Source organism: Empedobacter sp. GD03797, assembly GCF_029842105.1.
Lineage (GTDB): Bacteria > Bacteroidota > Bacteroidia > Flavobacteriales > Weeksellaceae > Empedobacter > Empedobacter falsenii_C.
In genome coordinates, this window is sequence record NZ_JAOCFS010000001.1 from 12,853 (window position 1) to 27,719 (window position 14,867).

Sequence of the window (14,867 nt, forward strand, 5' to 3'; positions counted from 1 at the left end):
TAAGAGGTTTACAATAGTGTCTAGAACTTCGACACTTCATAAAATAATAAGGTATAAGTCAATCAAATTTGTTCGAAAATGACGAAATGGGATTGAAGAAAACACAAGCGAAAGAATTCGCAAAAATCCTGTATACACAACACGGATTAAACCTTAGTCAAATTTCAGCAAAAGTTGATGTAACAACCAAAACGATAGGGAAATGGAAAGATGATGAGAATTGGGATTCATTGAGATCTGCATTAACTACGACACGTTCATCAATCATTAACAATCTACAACGACAAATGGAGTTGTGGCAATTGAAAATAGGTGATGATTTAGCGACAAGTCAGCAAACAGACATCTTAATCAAATTAGCAAATTCCATTAAAGCATTAGAGGTTGAAACTGGCGTTGGCGAAGTAATCGATACACAGATCAAGTTTATTGAATTCCTTCAAGTACATCACCCCGAACTCGCACAACAAGTAACGCACTGGTCTGATTTATTCATTCAAACTCGTATGTAATGGCTAAGAAATTCACACAAAAACAACGCGAATTTTTCCATAGCAAAGAGGTATTTCATGTAGGCATTGCGCACGAATATCGTAACGGATCTTGGAGCATTTACGGTTGGGAATATTACAAACGTAAAAAAATTTCAGATAGTAAAATTACGCTGGTTGCAGAAGATGACAGCTCAGAACAATTAACAATAAGTCGAAAAGATTTGGACGACGGTTTTATAAAAGTTTTATAATGGCGAAGAAAAGAAAACTAACCGACAAACAGTATCTGGAGCAATGGCAGAAATTCAAAAAGAATATCAGCCTTGCAACGCCTGTTGATTTGAATGAGACGCCAATCGAAAAACAACGCCGAATCGAAGCGTTAGAAAAAGATGACGAGGCGTGGTTTAAATATTATTTTCCAAATTTCTACACCTCAGAACCTGCACCATTTCACAAGAAAGCGACCAAACGAGTGATGCAAAATCCTGACTGGTTCGAAGTGCGTTCGTGGGCGCGTGAATTATCGAAGTCTGGACGTACGATGATGGAAATCTTAAAACTTGTTTTAACAGGTAAAAAGAAAAACATCATCATGGTATCGAATACGCTTGATAATGCAGCACGTTTACTATTGCCATACAAAGCTATTTTAGAAAGTAATAATCGAATTATTAACGATTATGGAAAACAGCAAAGCATAGGCAATTGGGAAGCTGATGAGTTCAAAACGCAGAACGGTGTAGCCTTTCGTGCATTAGGTGCAGGACAGTCGCCACGTGGTACACGTAACGATGCAATTCGTCCAGATGTTATTTTGATTGATGACATTGACACTGATGAAGAATGCCGAAATAAAGACAGAATTGGAAACAAAGTAAAATGGGTATTCGAGGCGTTGTATGCAACGCGCTCTATCTCTAATCCTCTGTTAATGATTGTTTGTGGTAACATCATCGCAAAATATTGTACTGTTACAGAGCTTGGAAAAAAGGCTGATAAATGGGACATCGTTAATATTCGAGATAAACACGGAAAATCAACATGGCCACAAAAAAATACTGAGGCAGCTATTGACCGTGTATTATCATTAATGCCAACATCATCAGCGAAAAAAGAGTATTTCAATGATCCACAATCAGAAGGAACAACATTTAAAGAAGTTCATTTCAAAAAATTACCTCAGTTACGTCATTGCGAAAAAGTATTGATATATGGAGATCCATCACCATCAAATAACACAAAAGCCAAAAACTCAACCAAAGCAGTTGGAGTAATTGGCTATAAAGCTGGCGAATACTATTTATATAAAGTATGGTTAGGTCATGCTACCAATGCAGAGTTTGTCAATTGGTTATCACAAGCATGTTTGTATTTAGATTTTCGAAAGATAGATCCTAAACGTGTCTACGTTGAGAATAACTCTTTGCAAGATCCTCATTACACACAAGTGTTGGTTCCATTAGTCAATCAATTTTATCAACGGACAAAATATCGCATTCCTATTCGTCCCGATAAACGTAAAAAACCAGCAAAATTCGAGCGTATAGAAGGAACATTAGAACCAAAACATAACAGCGGTCAATTATACTGCAACGAAGCTGAAAAAGACAATCCACACATGCAATTGTTTGTAGAGCAAATGTTAGCAGTTTCGGAGGACTGCAAAGAAATGGATGGTCCAGATATGTGGGAAGGTGGTGTTTGGTTAATCGAAAACCGAGTAACAAAACAAAATACAGACTATGCGGTTGGGACAGTTGAAAGCAGAAAATACTAATTAAAACCTTTTTAAAATGTTTTTACAAAAAGAAGATCTAAAAAACAACATATACAATTATCAAGTTGAAGATATTACAGAAGGTGATGATGCAATTGTACATCAAGCCTTGCAAGCGGCAGAAGATGAATGTCGTTCATATTTAGCCGCGAACAATAAAAAAGAATGGCAAGACGGTCGATTAAAATACGATTTAGATGCTATTTTCTCAGCTACAGGAACTAAACGAAATGCTTTGATCTTATCTCATTGCATCATCATTGCGAAATGGCACATCATTGATTTAGCTAATGTTGATATTCTATATGAACAAGCGAAAGAACGCTATGATAGAGCGATTAAATACCTTAATCAATTAGCAAAAGGCGACATCTCATTGGATAGTTTGCCACAAATAAAACCTCCAGTTAATCCAGACGACGAAAACATCGAAGACACTTATCCTTTTATGTATGGTTCGCGTGAAAAATTTAATTACGAATAATCATGGCAAGAAGAAATCGAAATAAAAGAACTCAACCAAAACAACAGCAACAGCAACGTGCAAAATTGAGCACGCAATTGGTTGAGCAATATGTTTTCCAAACACGTCAAGATATTTCAAAATGGCGTATGGCTGAGAATGCTATCAAAGCTGTTGAATTTCCAATGTCTTACTTGTTATACAATTTGTACGATGATGTAATGAACGATACAACTGTTACATCTCAAATTGAAAACAGAACCCTAGAGGCAATTTCTGCAAATTTCAATCTTCGACCAAAAGGTGGTGATATTGATGTAGATCTAACAGAGGAATTGCAAAATGCAGAGTTTATCAACGAAATCATTCGTCAAATAGTCTACACACGTTTTTTTGGACATAGTGTTATTGAATTGGATTGGGATAATACAACAGGTGAAAATTTATTAAAATCTACACTAATTCCTCGTCAAAATATCATTGCAAAAAAAGGTTGGTTTGTTAAAAATTACAATGATGCTGAAAAAATCGATTATAGAGGTTTAGAAGAATATGGAACATGGATTTTAGAGTTTGGAAAAAACGATGACTTAGGACTTTTAAATAAAATTGTACCACATGTTTTGTTCAAAAAGTTTGCGCAATCGTGTTGGTCAGAATTGTGCGAAATATATGGTATTCCACCACGTGTAATGAAAACAGACACGCAGGACCCACAAGCATTAGCACGTGGTAAAAAGATGATGCAACAGATGGGTGCGGCAGCTTGGTTTATCATAGATAGTACCGAGGAATTTCAATGGGCACAAGGCGTACAAACAAATGGTGATGTTTACAATAACTTAATTCGTTTATGTACGAATGAAATTTCAATAGCCTTAAACGGAGCTGTTTTAGGACAAGACACGCAAAATGGAAGCTATGGCAAAGAGCGTGCAGGTCAAGATACTTTGAAAAAATTAGTCATGGCTGATATGGCAATGGTTGAGATGTATATGAATACCCGTGTAATGCCTGCATTAGCGCGAATTGGTGTAGTTCCTGAAAACTATATTTTTCAATACGAAATCGCAGAAGACACGGAAGAACTATGGAAAATGACCGTACAGGCTTTAAATCATTTTACTGTAGATCCTGAATGGGTAAAAGAAAAATTTGGAATAAAAATAACAGGCGAAAGAGAAAGTGCAACACCTGTACAACAAGAAAAATTATCTGCTGATGATGGTTTTTTCGTCTAAGGGCTGACAGATTACGACCTATCAGCCCGCAAGTATATTATAAGTCATTACACTTACGCATAGATGATTTATATAACTGCGATTGCGAAGATTGTAAAAATGATACGATCATTAATCTTGCAGCAAATTACAACAGCGTAGATGATGTAATCAAAGCAGGTTTAGAAGCCTTAAAACATTTGCATGCGCAAGGTTCATACAATTACAAAGATTTGGACCAGGAACCGTATAAGAATTTAATTAATAAAACGAATAGTTTCTTAAGTAAAGCGGTTACAGATAACAATGTTACTGGTTTTATGAAAGATGCTTTTAAGAATGATATTTTCATTTTTTCGCATCTACGCACGCATGCACAATTACAGGAAGCTGGTAGTTTATTATTAACTGATGACGGCAAAATAAAATCCTTTGATCGATTCAAATTAGATATTGCCAAAATCAATGGTTTATATAACGAAAACTATTTACAAGCCGAATATCAATTCGCCGTTTCATCGGTGCAAATGGGTGAAAAATGGCAAAACTATGTAGAAAGCGATCGTTATAATTTGCAATACAGAACGGCACAAGATGATAAAGTTCGTATCTCTCATCAGCCTTTGCATGGGATTACTTTACCAATGAACAATCCTTTTTGGGACAAGTTCTACCCGCCGAATGGATGGCGCTGTCGTTGTAATGCTGTACAAGTTCGCGCAAGAAAATATCCTGCAACCAACGAAGAAAACGCTTTAAAAGCTGGTGATATTGCGACAACTCAAATAGGTAAAGACAATAAGAATCGTTTAGAAATTTTCCGTTTTAATTCTGGTAAACAACAACGTGTTTTTCCTCCAAATCATCCATACAACAAAGTCAAGGATGCTGATAAGGTGAAAAAAGAAGTTATAAACGAGTTAATTAAGAAAAATGATGTTGAGAAATTAAAAACGGTTGAAGATCTAAGCAATTTCACTAATGATTTATCAAATAAAAATCCAGAATTATTCCATCGAGGATTTAAGAAAGTTAATCTAACATTACGGGAAGACATTAATGGAAACACAGACATGAATGGTACTATAAACCTTAGACAAAATATCATTGATGATCTGATAGGAGGTATAAATAATATTAACAACAATATACCTACAACATTTGAACAAGAAAGAGCATTTGGTACATATTATCATGAAATCATGCATAACTCGAACAAAAAAGGTATTCATTATTCGAATCTTTTAACTTCGACAGAAACAAGATATATGGAGCTTGCTAATGAATTTGTATCACGTAAAACTTTACCTGATTTTATGAAAAAAATGGGTGGAAAATTAAATCATGAAATTCTAATGTCAGATAGAAAGAATACAGGATACAATACAATGGTAAGAAACTTTGATAGTTTAATTCGTTTTGTAGATGCTGACGAAAGCAAAGTATTATCTGATGTTAAGAAGAATTTGATTGAAGGTGATTACAAACTTCAACAAAAATATTTAAAAAATGCAATATCAGATCATTCAGCATATAAGTTAAAAGCAAAAACTTATGATAGCTTACTAAAATGGGCTAAAGATTATAGTGAGAAAGATTTCAATGCAATCTTAGAACACAACAAAAAAGTTTTAAAAGGACTTGAAAAAACTAAGAAGGATAAATAGAATTTAATTGTCTCATTAAGTCACCTAAATTGTGTAACTCAGCAAAACAAAAAAGTCCCAAAACCCTTTCGTCTGTTTTGGATGATGGATCAGTAGAAATCATAACAGGATTAAGTTTTAGCAAAACAGCTAAATCATTCTGAGTAATTTTTCTTAGATCAAGATTCTGATATGTATAATCAATTTTCGACATAATCACAAAATTACAAAATAATTCAATATGAAACCGATAATCGAATATTTTCAACAAATTTTACAAGATGTACAGATTGAGGCAACTGATGAATTTGATAAAAACTTTGAACGAAAAGCATTTTTTGATGAACAATGGGACGAAACAAAATGGCAGAATCATAACGGATCATTAATGATGCGTTCTGGTAATTTACGAAGTTCCATCAATTCAACCATACAAGGCGATGGCGTTGTTTTTACTTCAAATTTACCTTATGCCAGCATTCACAATGAAGGTGGGAAAATTCCAGTAACAGCAAAAATGAAAAAATATTTTTGGGCAAAATATTACGAAAACAAAACATCTGCTGATATGCCAAACGCTTGGAATACTCAAATAGCAGGACAAGCGGCAATTTGGAAAGCAATGGCTTTAAAACCTATTGGATCTAAAATAGAAATTACACAACGACAATTTATCGGAGATCATCCACAAGTTGATGATTTTATAAAAGATGTTATAGATGAGAATTTTCAAGAAATAGAACGTGATTTATTTAACGAATTTACACCACAATAATGAAAACTTTTTTAGAAGAAATACAAACCAAACTAAAAGCAAAGTTTGCTTATGTTGACGAAAACTGGGGACAACTAAATTTACCACAACCACCTGTAAAATATCCATGTGCATTGATTGATTGTGACAACGCAGCTTACAGTAATTTAGGGAATGATTACCGACAAACACCAACATTGCGACAAGAAGCAACAATAAATATTGAGTTGACGATTGCTACATTAAAAATTACCAATACATCAGCAAACGCACCACAATTGCAACGCGATAAAGCGTGGTTGATTTATGAATTAATCGAAGATGCTCATAAGTTATTACAAGGGCAAATTGTAGGAAATGGGAAGTTAGTTCGTACAGGTGGGAAGAGAGTTCGCAGAACGGACGGAATGCAAGAACATCGTATCATCTACACTTTAGCTGCTCACGATGTTTAAAAAGTTTTTAAAATCTTTTTAAAACCTCAAATCTTCATCAGGTGTATTAAGGATTTTGTATAATGTAGCACGTGAAATCGGATAAACAGGTTTCACGTGTTTTTTAAACGTTCGCGTTAATGGAATATCTGGATGCGCATGTTTACGATACAGTTCTTTGATTAATCGGTAGCGTATTTTAGTATTATCAAATGTTGGCATGGCTGTTTGTGTAGATAGTTGCAAGATAACAAATATTTAATTTGAATGCAATTATTGATACCTAACGAGAAAAGTGAATTTTCTAAATAATAAAAGCCACTCATTTGAGTGGCTTTTATTATTTTAGTTTATTAATACCCCAAGATGTTTCATAATTTACATCCATATTACCTTTTGTTATATATATCCTATAATTACCTTTATATCCCTCTAATTGAATATTATCACCTAAAAGTTGTTTTGTTGCAATAATACCTTCTTTATATGAGCCTACTTTTATTTCACTAGGCCAATATTTAATAAACAAATTAACAACTTCATTATTTGTTCCAGTAATCATTACATCTTTAATCAAATACACTTTGTCAGCAGGATAATAACCTACAATATCCTTTCTTTCAGAAACATTATATACCACTTTTAATTTTTGATCTGTTGATGATACTTTTGAAATATAATTTTCAATAATTTTAGTAGATGTTAATGTATAATCTTTACTAATTCCGTAACCAAAACGACGTTGCATATAGTTTTGAAAATTTCCACCAGCAAAATTATAATCCATTCCTCTGAATACTGTCAAATACTCAGTGTTACGTTTCATTTTATTAACTGATGCATATATAGCATCATAAGGATTACTAAATAATGGAGTACTTCTAATAGAATCCTGTATTCTTTTATTATTTTCCTCAGAAACTCTTTGAAACTCTATTCTATTTAATTCTTCTATTCGACGTAATTCATTTTTTTCATTTCGGATACTATCGAATATTCTTTTTTCAGCTAATGATTTATTTTTATTATCTAATAAAATAGCGTCCCATTCACGTTTGTAACATTCTACACAAACCAATGTATTGAATTTCTCTAATTGTTTTGATGTTAAATTAGCAGTATTCAAATAATTATACAAAACAGAAAAATAAGGATCGTTTTTTTCATTTAAAAAATGTTCAATAAATAAAACCTTATTAAGTAGCTCCTTATCTATTTTTCCAAGTTTATTTTTTGAATCTTGGTTTAGTCTGAATTCTTGAGAAAAAACAAACATAGAAGACAGAAAGAATAGAAATAGATATATTTTTTTCATAGTATTTGTTTAAGTTGCTAATTTACAACATTAATAAACAAAAAAGACTACTCATTTGAGTAGTCTTTATCAACATGTTTGTTTTCTAAAACCTCACCACATATTTTACAACTGGGTGGTTCTTGGTAAGCTAACGGATCTGATTCCCATTCATGATCGCAGATTTTCTGTAAACTTTCGATAGCTAAATCAATATGCATCGCTTTTTCGTCAGCTTTTTTCTTAGCATCATTCAGCTTTGTGAATAGTTCTTTATTCAGTTTCATCATTCAAATATGTTTCTAATGATCTTGTAATACGATAATCTTCATCATCGCCTCCGAATCTTACTTCGAAGTAATCACAGTAAGCATTATTTTTATCTAACCAGTCTAAAAACTCTTTTCTTGCAACGTCTGCATCTTTTGAAGTACCCCAACCTTCCTTTGAACCATCTGGAGCGATGAAAAAACTAAATTGAGAATTTGCCATTCCTTCAATGATAGGACTTATTAATCCGCTCGCAATAATTTTCTGAATAACTCCATTTTCGTGTGCACATTTTTCTACAAAAATTTCTTGTGCTTTTTTATGAACTTCTTTTACTTTTTCAAAGTCAAAAGAAGTAACTACAATTGTGTGATGTTTTATATATCCCATTTTATTTTCTACTATTTAATTCCAATTCGTAAATCTCATAGGCATCAAACGCCTTATTATTTTTCGCTCGGATCATTTCTGTACGTAGTTCCGAGTTCGTCATCGAGCTAACAATCATTTTAAGATTAAACATAAATTGTACATGATCGTTATTCTCTGGTACTGATGATTTCGTTGTCAAAACTTTTGGTTTCTGAGAATCTTTCCAAGCTTTATGCAACTGGTCAACATAATCAGTATTCGAATCGCGAGGCGCTGCTAAATCCTCTTTTTCTTTTTTTTCTCGTTCCAACTTTTCAATCCGAATTTTCTCATCCCATTGCAAACTTTTGATCTCATTGTAAGCAGGCAGAAAGAGCGTAAATAGAACATCACTATCAAACCGACCTTTGTTAGAACCAAGTTCGCCACGTCGCCCCATTTTTAGCATCAACAATACATCTTCTAAACTTTCATATTTCATTTTATCGAGTAGATCCTCAGCTAAAACAGAAGACTGCATGAAAGTCATATTTTCGGAATATTTGAAAGAACGTGCCGTATTGAGAATAGCGATTTGTAAAATCTGTAAAACTTGTTTTTTGGAAAGTCCATCATCAGCACGTAATAAACTGTTTAACTTTCGATATTCGATTGTTTCTGCCAAAACAATGGAGGATTCCTTTTCGAGAATCACCATTGATCGTCCATTTATATCATCAATGCTTTTTGAAAAAAAATCAGTCTGCCAATGGGTTGAAGTCACGATCGCGTTGTCGCTTTTCTTCTTGGTGATTTCGTTCGACATGCTGTTTGAATTTTTGTGGATTCTTCTCTATATCTTCTACTTCTTGCAAATACTTTTCAATCTTAGACGGTCGAAATAAGGTTTCTGGGTTAAGATGCGCTTTCATGGTGTAATCATTTGCCCATTGATAAACTTTTAATTCTATCACCTGTTTTAATTGTTGAGCGGTGATGCCTTCCTGCAAACGAGCATTGATGTATATAAGATTACTTCTACGTGCTGAAAATCGACGTTTTGCGAGTTTGTTTAAATAATCTAAAACATCTGTTGCCTCTGGATGAATACTTGACTTAGATTGCAATTGACGAGCTTGTAAAATCAATTGTTCAAATTCGCCAACTGTTGGTAAATAGCCAACTTCTAAATTGGCTATTTTATTGATGAATTGCTTTTCTTTTGTCATAATTATAGCAATTTTATAAAATTGTCATTTTTAATTCTACTTTTTGCATATTAAAAAATCTCTAATTGATTTACATTTTCTTTATAGATAATTCCTAATGCACAGTTCAAAATGTATTCTCCAATATCAGGATGAACCATATTTCTGAGCATTTTTAATTTAGTATTTACACCCTTTGGATTAAATTCTGACAAATCGACATTATAAAACTCTTCTAAATCTTTAACTGTAGCAGTTTCATGATTTGGTTTTTTTGTGACATCAAAACTTCCAATCGCAAAATTTGCCCAATATAGATGTCGATCAATTTTTTTAGCCGGGATAAGTACTTCATAGTAAGGAATTACATTTTCAACCACAAACTTGCCTTTATACCATTGTGATAAAAAAATTATAATCTGATATAGCTGCATATCAGCAAAACGCGGTTTTTGCTGACCACTAGATACAATAGTTGTATTAATTCTGCTGTGTGTAGGACATGGCGGACTTGACCAAATAAAATCGTATTTATTATAGTTTTCTAATAAAAAAGACATTGCATCACACACAATTACTTCATCTTCTGGATATAAATTTCTATAAATTTCAGCGGTATCAACATCTATTTCAATAGCTGTAACCTGGTGTCCTTTCCATTTTTTCCGATTACCTCCAATACCAGCATGTAAGTTTAATATTTTCATCTTCTAAATTTTTTAATTACCATTTGTTCTAATGCGAATATTACTTTGCTAACTTCTTGCGGTTTCATTGTTTTGAGTGGTTTGGTTACTGGACTTCTAAAGCTTTTTAACCAACAACCTAAGATGTGTAGATTAGCATATTTTGGGTTGGATTCACTACGCCAACCCAATTGTAAGGCTAATGATAAAACTTTGGTGTGTTGTGGATTTTCTTTCTCGAAGTATGCATAAATAGATGGATTTGGCAATTCGCCTGTTGTGTAGCAATGAATTAATTCGCTCAATTCTATTTCGGTTAAATCTGTAGTTGAAATGACTTTATAACCGAGTATTTTACCGAAGTCAGTCAACCGCGCATTGCGGTCGCTGTACTTCTGTGACACTATTGTCATTAAGTGTTGGATTAATTGTGGTTTAGTTTTCATACTAAAACCAGCATGTAATCATAGATATAGGAGCTATAAAAATCCCTAAGCCATGAATTATTTCATCTTTGTAAGGTGATGAAAAATCACAATTGATGAATTTTACAAGATTAACTATCCATGATATAATTAGATAAATCCATCCTAAAATATAGATTATACCTACTAAAAAACTTGACTTTTTCATAATGATATTAATTTTGAATTACATTTTGTCCACTTGGATAAACACTTTTTAAATGCTGTTTAAAAGCATGTAGCTCGAAGTATTCTAACTTCGTTTCGGGTTTCCAAACGCCGTCCAAATTTTGATAAACTGCTTTGCCATTTACCAAGAATCCTTGATCTGTTAATTTTGATATTGTGATTGGCATTTTAATCGTTGTTTTGATTATTACTATTTTTGATTGTTTTGTAGATTAACAGCGCCACAATGACGCTGTATAATACAAGTGAGATTATTTGATTATTGCTCATCGGCAGTTGGTATTACAAATGAGTAATCGAAATTTTCTGGGAAAGGAACTGATGAAATACTCAAAGGGAAATACACTTTATTTCCTGCTTTATCAATTTCCCAAGCTTTTACAAAAAATGATGAACGTACAGGTCGGTAAGCATTTTTTATAATTTCTACGGCATCCGAAAAAATCGGATTTTGCAATTTAGTTGCTAAGGCTGCTAACTCTAATACTCGTGAACTTTTTAAATGTCCTTTATCATCACGTTTCAACAATTGATTAATAATTGTAATGGTATCCTTATTTCCTTCCGTCGCCAAAGATTTGATATATTCATTAATCTTTGCAATTCCACTATTTACAGTATCGTCCCATCCATCATTAACATTATAACCAATCGAAACTGAAAGATTAGATTTCGATGTTGTAAATGTGTGACTTTGTTGCTCTTCTTTAACATCATAGATGTCAAATTTCAATTTCAACAAATCTTCAAAAGCACTATATATATCAGCTTTCACTTCGGATAATAAAAGAGATAAATCTTTTATTTTCTCAACCAAACTTGGCACGGTTTCATCGACTAGATTCTTATACGCTTCGCGATCTACGTTTCGTTGTTCTTGTTTGGCTTTCAATGCGGCTTTCAAATCCGCCTCACTCATCTGTGAGTAGTCTATTGCTGTCATGGCTTATTTTTGTTCTTTTGCTCGGTTTCTTAATTTTCTCACTGCCGATGGATCGTGTTTTTTAAATCCTTTAGCGGCTTTTATAGCATTTTTTAAGAAGTGTTCAACTTCTGGTTCTGAAAGTATTACACATACTAAATCTGACATTATTTTAATGCTCTCTCCATGTAATTGTACTTGAGATTGTGACTCACCATTTTTATTCGTTTTTACTGATAAATAAAATAATGATTCTAAGTTTTCTGTTGGGATTGATTTTGGTTCCTGTGACATGATTTAAAATGTTTGTATTAATAATAATTGTTGCTTTTCTTTATCTAATGTGTAGTGCGCATTGACATACACATAATTTCTATGACTAATTTCTGTAAGGATTAAAGCGATTAAGCCTTTCAGATGATCTGATATTGTACTTGGACGATTAAAATGCAAATCGTTTGATACTTGGTGCAATTGACATCTTTCTGTCAATGTCAAACACTCTTTTCCGTGTGTATCGTAGTTTAGGATCAACAAAATATCATCCTCGCTGTATCGTCTGTCCATTCTAATTGTTTATAGTATTCTGTAGGGACTTGATTATCCCATTCGTTTTCGTTTTGCTCTTCCATTAGTGCCAATTGAGCTTTGTAATTATTCAGTTCATTATGAATCACGATATACATATAGTGAAATGGACTTTCTAATTCTAACCATTGTGTTAATTGCACTATAATTGAGGCTATTTCTACTTTAGTAATCGTCCGTTTCATTGCAATACATTTTGATTAATGCACTTGGATAATATTCTTCGATTTCCTCAGTCATTGACACCAGTACATCATTTAAGATTGCTGCATCAAGTAAAGCGTCTACATAAGCATTATTTTCGTTATAAAATCGTTGTTCTATAATTTCAAACTCATTCAAATACCATTGCCATAATGAGGCATTTGTGGTAATACTTTCCAACAATAAGTTTTGTTGCCGTGCGATCACTGTTGCCCATAATTCAAATAGGGCGCGTGTAAAGTTTCTGTATTGCCTTGAATCCATTCCAAGTGCTGCAATAATTTTGATTTTAACCGTTGTCTTGTCCATTGTTGAGTGTTTTTAATCGGTTTCGAATTCTTTATTTTTTCCTTGTAGATCTTCAAAGCCTTTTTGCCAGACGATGAAAAACTTATTATTTGGTCCATATTTCCGACCTTTGTTCGTGGCTAAAAATCCATTAACAAATACCTTTTGAGTGGCATCATAATAAATACTTGTTTCAAATTCAGTTCTAGGCTGTGTTCCTTTTCCGTGAGCTGTAAAAACAAACAGCTTTTTAGGAAACTGACGAGTAAATTCTAAATACTTATCAAAGGTGAATCCTCGAAAGAAATACATTGCACTATCGATGATGACTACTTGTGCACTGTTACGCATTTTTAAGCGTTCTGTAAAAACATCTATTGGTTCTGATACCATGCTAAAGTTTTTAGCTACATCGTGCATTTGAAATAATGTCAAGCGATCTTTTACATTGTCATCATCTAAATCCTCTTCAAGAAAATTATAAATGACTTTCTCCTCTCTTGCGAACTCCTTAGCCAACTGCATCATAAAGGACGATTTTCCACTCCCAGAGTTTCCTAAAACAATCCATCGTCCTTTATTCTGAGGATGTCCAAACACATCATAAAACCGACCTTTGAATTTGATTTTTATTGTTTTAAAATCCTGTACATTTTGTACAGTCAAGGCGCGTTTTAATTTCATTTTATTGTATGCCTAAGATTTTTCTAACAAGTGATAATGTTAATGGTTCACCTAATCGTTCAGCTTCACGCATTGCAGGAACCAATACATCGTGCAACTCACCATAATTCGCGCAATTCTTTTTTAACCAAACTTTCAATTCTTTATCTTCAATAGATTGTATGAACTGCTCAAAACTGCGATCGATAGGGTTTAATTCTCTAATCCCAAATTTGATTCGACGATAAAATTGAGGAATACCAGAACGATTCTTTTTGCGCAGATGCTCCAAGTTGTCAAGCAATTGATCTGTACCAATTAATACAAGTGCTGAGTACCCAATTAAGCCGTCGTACAATTCTTTCATCGAGCATAAAGCTGGTTGCTTCATATACTCGCACTCATCGTAAATCACTGTAGGATATTCGCCCATCATTTGCTTTTTCTTTAAGAAATCAGCAATCGCAGTAATTTTCTTCGATTTGGTTTTTGGCGTAGATAATTTCATTGCTTCCAATGTTTTGTCTAATAAATCGCCAATTGTATCAAGTGATCCAACAGTAATTTTGTAGGTATCAACTGGAAATTTATTTTTGAATAATTCACTTGTAAATGTTTTACCACAACCAGTTTCACCAATAATTACATGAGTAGCACTATGCTCGCGCGCTTCTTGTAGAGTATCCAACATGCGTATCATTTGCGCGGTTGGACGAATCTCCCAATATTCTTTTTTCAATGAAAAGTTTATCTTTTCGGCAATCATTTTATACCATTTATCAGATATTAAGACATTACCTGTTATAATTTGACCTTTCAAAATAGCACTGATGTAACGCTCATTGATTTCAGATCTTTTTACGAATTCATTTGCTGACATTTCATGCTGATGCAAATAAGAATTCAACGCTTCTGATATAGATTTTTTTTGTTGTTCTGTTAATTTCAT

General features: G+C 33.2%; 25 protein-coding genes. 8 read left to right on the top strand and 17 right to left on the bottom strand.

Annotation, left to right across the window (positions count from 1 at the left end; genetic code table 11):
* Positions 1–86: 86 nt before the first annotated feature.
* The 6 genes from N5D90_RS00105 to N5D90_RS00130 all read left to right on the top strand — a co-directional run bounded on the left by N5D90_RS00105 (position 87) and on the right by N5D90_RS00130 (position 5,624).
* Entirely contained in the window at positions 87–512 is a 426-nt protein-coding gene (locus tag N5D90_RS00105) for a hypothetical protein (RefSeq protein ID WP_280061132.1), read from the top strand.
* Positions 512–745, top strand: a complete 234-nt coding sequence (locus tag N5D90_RS00110) for a hypothetical protein (RefSeq protein ID WP_280061133.1) — start codon at positions 512–514, stop codon at positions 743–745. The genes N5D90_RS00105 and N5D90_RS00110 overlap by 1 nt, the downstream gene beginning before the upstream one ends.
* Entirely contained in the window at positions 745–2,274 is a 1,530-nt protein-coding gene (locus N5D90_RS00115) for a hypothetical protein (protein ID WP_280061134.1), read from the top strand. Before N5D90_RS00110 ends, N5D90_RS00115 begins: the two co-directional genes overlap by 1 nt.
* A gap of 16 nt (positions 2,275–2,290) precedes the next feature.
* The gene (locus tag N5D90_RS00120; RefSeq protein ID WP_280061135.1) at positions 2,291–2,758 is read left to right on the top strand and encodes a phage protein Gp36 family protein; all 468 of its coding nucleotides are present in this window, start codon (positions 2,291–2,293) and stop codon (positions 2,756–2,758) included.
* Between the two features lie 2 nt (positions 2,759–2,760).
* Positions 2,761–3,978: a DUF935 family protein gene (locus tag N5D90_RS00125; protein WP_280061136.1), complete on the top strand. Its 1,218-nt coding sequence runs from the start codon at positions 2,761–2,763 to the stop codon at positions 3,976–3,978.
* A gap of 212 nt (positions 3,979–4,190) precedes the next feature.
* Complete coding sequence (locus tag N5D90_RS00130) at positions 4,191–5,624, top strand: phage minor head protein (RefSeq protein ID WP_280061137.1); 1,434 nt, start codon at positions 4,191–4,193, stop codon at positions 5,622–5,624.
* Here the strand turns inward: N5D90_RS00130 and N5D90_RS00135 are convergent.
* On the bottom strand, positions 5,608–5,817 hold the full coding sequence (locus N5D90_RS00135) for a hypothetical protein (protein ID WP_280061138.1): 210 nt from the start codon (positions 5,815–5,817) through the stop codon (positions 5,608–5,610). The genes N5D90_RS00130 and N5D90_RS00135 overlap by 17 nt on opposite strands.
* Before the next feature lie 27 nt (positions 5,818–5,844).
* Between N5D90_RS00135 and N5D90_RS00140 the strand changes: the two genes are divergently transcribed.
* Both N5D90_RS00140 and N5D90_RS00145 read left to right on the top strand, forming a co-directional pair.
* Positions 5,845–6,378, top strand: a complete 534-nt coding sequence (locus N5D90_RS00140; protein WP_280061139.1) for a phage virion morphogenesis protein — start codon at positions 5,845–5,847, stop codon at positions 6,376–6,378.
* The gene (locus N5D90_RS00145) at positions 6,378–6,812 is read left to right on the top strand and encodes a hypothetical protein (protein WP_280061140.1); all 435 of its coding nucleotides are present in this window, start codon (positions 6,378–6,380) and stop codon (positions 6,810–6,812) included. The genes N5D90_RS00140 and N5D90_RS00145 overlap by 1 nt, the downstream gene beginning before the upstream one ends.
* A gap of 18 nt (positions 6,813–6,830) precedes the next feature.
* Here N5D90_RS00145 and N5D90_RS00150 read toward each other — a convergent pair whose 3' ends face one another.
* From N5D90_RS00150 to N5D90_RS00225, 16 genes are all read right to left on the bottom strand, one after another.
* On the bottom strand, positions 6,831–7,037 hold the full coding sequence (locus N5D90_RS00150) for a hypothetical protein (protein ID WP_280061141.1): 207 nt from the start codon (positions 7,035–7,037) through the stop codon (positions 6,831–6,833).
* Positions 7,038–7,131: 94 nt separating this feature from the next.
* Positions 7,132–8,106 carry a hypothetical protein gene (locus tag N5D90_RS00155; RefSeq protein WP_280061142.1) on the bottom strand — a complete coding sequence of 325 codons (975 nt, stop codon included), beginning with the start codon at positions 8,104–8,106 and terminating at the stop codon, positions 7,132–7,134.
* A gap of 47 nt (positions 8,107–8,153) precedes the next feature.
* Positions 8,154–8,375 carry a hypothetical protein gene (locus N5D90_RS00160; RefSeq protein WP_280061143.1) on the bottom strand — a complete coding sequence of 74 codons (222 nt, stop codon included), beginning with the start codon at positions 8,373–8,375 and terminating at the stop codon, positions 8,154–8,156.
* A complete protein-coding gene (locus tag N5D90_RS00165) occupies positions 8,359–8,745 on the bottom strand; it encodes a hypothetical protein (RefSeq protein WP_280061144.1) in 387 nt (128 codons plus the stop codon). Before N5D90_RS00165 ends, N5D90_RS00160 begins: the two co-directional genes overlap by 17 nt.
* A gap of 1 nt (position 8,746) precedes the next feature.
* Complete coding sequence (locus tag N5D90_RS00170) at positions 8,747–9,391, bottom strand: hypothetical protein (protein ID WP_280061145.1); 645 nt, start codon at positions 9,389–9,391, stop codon at positions 8,747–8,749.
* Positions 9,392–9,464: 73 nt separating this feature from the next.
* On the bottom strand, positions 9,465–9,935 hold the full coding sequence (locus N5D90_RS00175; protein WP_280061146.1) for a conserved phage C-terminal domain-containing protein: 471 nt from the start codon (positions 9,933–9,935) through the stop codon (positions 9,465–9,467).
* Positions 9,936–9,985: 50 nt separating this feature from the next.
* Positions 9,986–10,621, bottom strand: coding sequence for a class I SAM-dependent methyltransferase (locus N5D90_RS00180; protein ID WP_280061147.1), 636 nt, complete (start codon positions 10,619–10,621; stop codon positions 9,986–9,988).
* Positions 10,618–11,013: a hypothetical protein gene (locus tag N5D90_RS00185; RefSeq protein ID WP_280061148.1), complete on the bottom strand. Its 396-nt coding sequence runs from the start codon at positions 11,011–11,013 to the stop codon at positions 10,618–10,620. Before N5D90_RS00185 ends, N5D90_RS00180 begins: the two co-directional genes overlap by 4 nt.
* A 227-nt stretch (positions 11,014–11,240) precedes the next feature.
* Positions 11,241–11,420 (bottom strand): hypothetical protein, encoded by a 180-nt coding sequence (locus N5D90_RS00190; protein WP_280061149.1) that lies wholly within the window; start codon positions 11,418–11,420, stop codon positions 11,241–11,243.
* A 92-nt stretch (positions 11,421–11,512) separates the two neighbouring features.
* Positions 11,513–12,196 (bottom strand): DUF3164 family protein, encoded by a 684-nt coding sequence (locus N5D90_RS00195; protein WP_280061150.1) that lies wholly within the window; start codon positions 12,194–12,196, stop codon positions 11,513–11,515.
* Positions 12,197–12,199: 3 nt separating this feature from the next.
* Positions 12,200–12,469 (bottom strand): hypothetical protein, encoded by a 270-nt coding sequence (locus N5D90_RS00200; protein WP_280061151.1) that lies wholly within the window; start codon positions 12,467–12,469, stop codon positions 12,200–12,202.
* A 3-nt stretch (positions 12,470–12,472) separates the two neighbouring features.
* Positions 12,473–12,742, bottom strand: a complete 270-nt coding sequence (locus tag N5D90_RS00205) for a hypothetical protein (protein WP_280061152.1) — start codon at positions 12,740–12,742, stop codon at positions 12,473–12,475.
* On the bottom strand, positions 12,706–12,948 hold the full coding sequence (locus N5D90_RS00210; protein WP_280061153.1) for a hypothetical protein: 243 nt from the start codon (positions 12,946–12,948) through the stop codon (positions 12,706–12,708). The genes N5D90_RS00205 and N5D90_RS00210 overlap by 37 nt, the downstream gene beginning before the upstream one ends.
* Positions 12,929–13,276, bottom strand: a complete 348-nt coding sequence (locus tag N5D90_RS00215; RefSeq protein WP_280061154.1) for a hypothetical protein — start codon at positions 13,274–13,276, stop codon at positions 12,929–12,931. The genes N5D90_RS00210 and N5D90_RS00215 overlap by 20 nt, the downstream gene beginning before the upstream one ends.
* Positions 13,277–13,288: 12 nt before the next feature.
* Positions 13,289–13,939 (bottom strand): ATP-binding protein, encoded by a 651-nt coding sequence (locus N5D90_RS00220; RefSeq protein ID WP_280061155.1) that lies wholly within the window; start codon positions 13,937–13,939, stop codon positions 13,289–13,291.
* A gap of 1 nt (position 13,940) precedes the next feature.
* The gene (locus N5D90_RS00225) at positions 13,941–14,867 is read right to left on the bottom strand and encodes an ATP-binding protein (protein WP_280061156.1); all 927 of its coding nucleotides are present in this window, start codon (positions 14,865–14,867) and stop codon (positions 13,941–13,943) included.

What these genes read in the sequence shown, in the direction of transcription:
- N5D90_RS00105 (WP_280061132.1), top strand. Translation starts at nt 87, where the DNA reads ATGGGATTGAAGAAAACACAAGCGAAAGAATTCGCAAAAATCCTGTAT.
- N5D90_RS00110 (WP_280061133.1), top strand. Translation starts at nt 512, where the DNA reads ATGGCTAAGAAATTCACACAAAAACAACGCGAATTTTTCCATAGCAAA.
- N5D90_RS00115 (WP_280061134.1), top strand. Translation starts at nt 745, where the DNA reads ATGGCGAAGAAAAGAAAACTAACCGACAAACAGTATCTGGAGCAATGG.
- N5D90_RS00120 (WP_280061135.1), top strand. Translation starts at nt 2,291, where the DNA reads ATGTTTTTACAAAAAGAAGATCTAAAAAACAACATATACAATTATCAA.
- N5D90_RS00125 (WP_280061136.1), top strand. Translation starts at nt 2,761, where the DNA reads ATGGCAAGAAGAAATCGAAATAAAAGAACTCAACCAAAACAACAGCAA.
- N5D90_RS00135 (WP_280061138.1), bottom strand. Translation starts at nt 5,817, where the DNA reads ATGTCGAAAATTGATTATACATATCAGAATCTTGATCTAAGAAAAATT.
- N5D90_RS00140 (WP_280061139.1), top strand. Translation starts at nt 5,845, where the DNA reads ATGAAACCGATAATCGAATATTTTCAACAAATTTTACAAGATGTACAG.
- N5D90_RS00145 (WP_280061140.1), top strand. Translation starts at nt 6,378, where the DNA reads ATGAAAACTTTTTTAGAAGAAATACAAACCAAACTAAAAGCAAAGTTT.
- N5D90_RS00155 (WP_280061142.1), bottom strand. Translation starts at nt 8,106, where the DNA reads ATGAAAAAAATATATCTATTTCTATTCTTTCTGTCTTCTATGTTTGTT.
- N5D90_RS00160 (WP_280061143.1), bottom strand. Translation starts at nt 8,375, where the DNA reads ATGATGAAACTGAATAAAGAACTATTCACAAAGCTGAATGATGCTAAG.
- N5D90_RS00165 (WP_280061144.1), bottom strand. Translation starts at nt 8,745, where the DNA reads ATGGGATATATAAAACATCACACAATTGTAGTTACTTCTTTTGACTTT.
- N5D90_RS00175 (WP_280061146.1), bottom strand. Translation starts at nt 9,935, where the DNA reads ATGACAAAAGAAAAGCAATTCATCAATAAAATAGCCAATTTAGAAGTT.
- N5D90_RS00180 (WP_280061147.1), bottom strand. Translation starts at nt 10,621, where the DNA reads ATGAAAATATTAAACTTACATGCTGGTATTGGAGGTAATCGGAAAAAA.
- N5D90_RS00185 (WP_280061148.1), bottom strand. Translation starts at nt 11,013, where the DNA reads ATGACAATAGTGTCACAGAAGTACAGCGACCGCAATGCGCGGTTGACT.
- N5D90_RS00190 (WP_280061149.1), bottom strand. Translation starts at nt 11,420, where the DNA reads ATGCCAATCACAATATCAAAATTAACAGATCAAGGATTCTTGGTAAAT.
- N5D90_RS00195 (WP_280061150.1), bottom strand. Translation starts at nt 12,196, where the DNA reads ATGACAGCAATAGACTACTCACAGATGAGTGAGGCGGATTTGAAAGCC.
- N5D90_RS00200 (WP_280061151.1), bottom strand. Translation starts at nt 12,469, where the DNA reads ATGTCACAGGAACCAAAATCAATCCCAACAGAAAACTTAGAATCATTA.
- N5D90_RS00205 (WP_280061152.1), bottom strand. Translation starts at nt 12,742, where the DNA reads ATGGACAGACGATACAGCGAGGATGATATTTTGTTGATCCTAAACTAC.
- N5D90_RS00210 (WP_280061153.1), bottom strand. Translation starts at nt 12,948, where the DNA reads ATGAAACGGACGATTACTAAAGTAGAAATAGCCTCAATTATAGTGCAA.
- N5D90_RS00215 (WP_280061154.1), bottom strand. Translation starts at nt 13,276, where the DNA reads ATGGACAAGACAACGGTTAAAATCAAAATTATTGCAGCACTTGGAATG.
- N5D90_RS00220 (WP_280061155.1), bottom strand. Translation starts at nt 13,939, where the DNA reads ATGAAATTAAAACGCGCCTTGACTGTACAAAATGTACAGGATTTTAAA.
- N5D90_RS00225 (WP_280061156.1), bottom strand. Translation starts at nt 14,867, where the DNA reads ATGAAATTAACAGAACAACAAAAAAAATCTATATCAGAAGCGTTGAAT.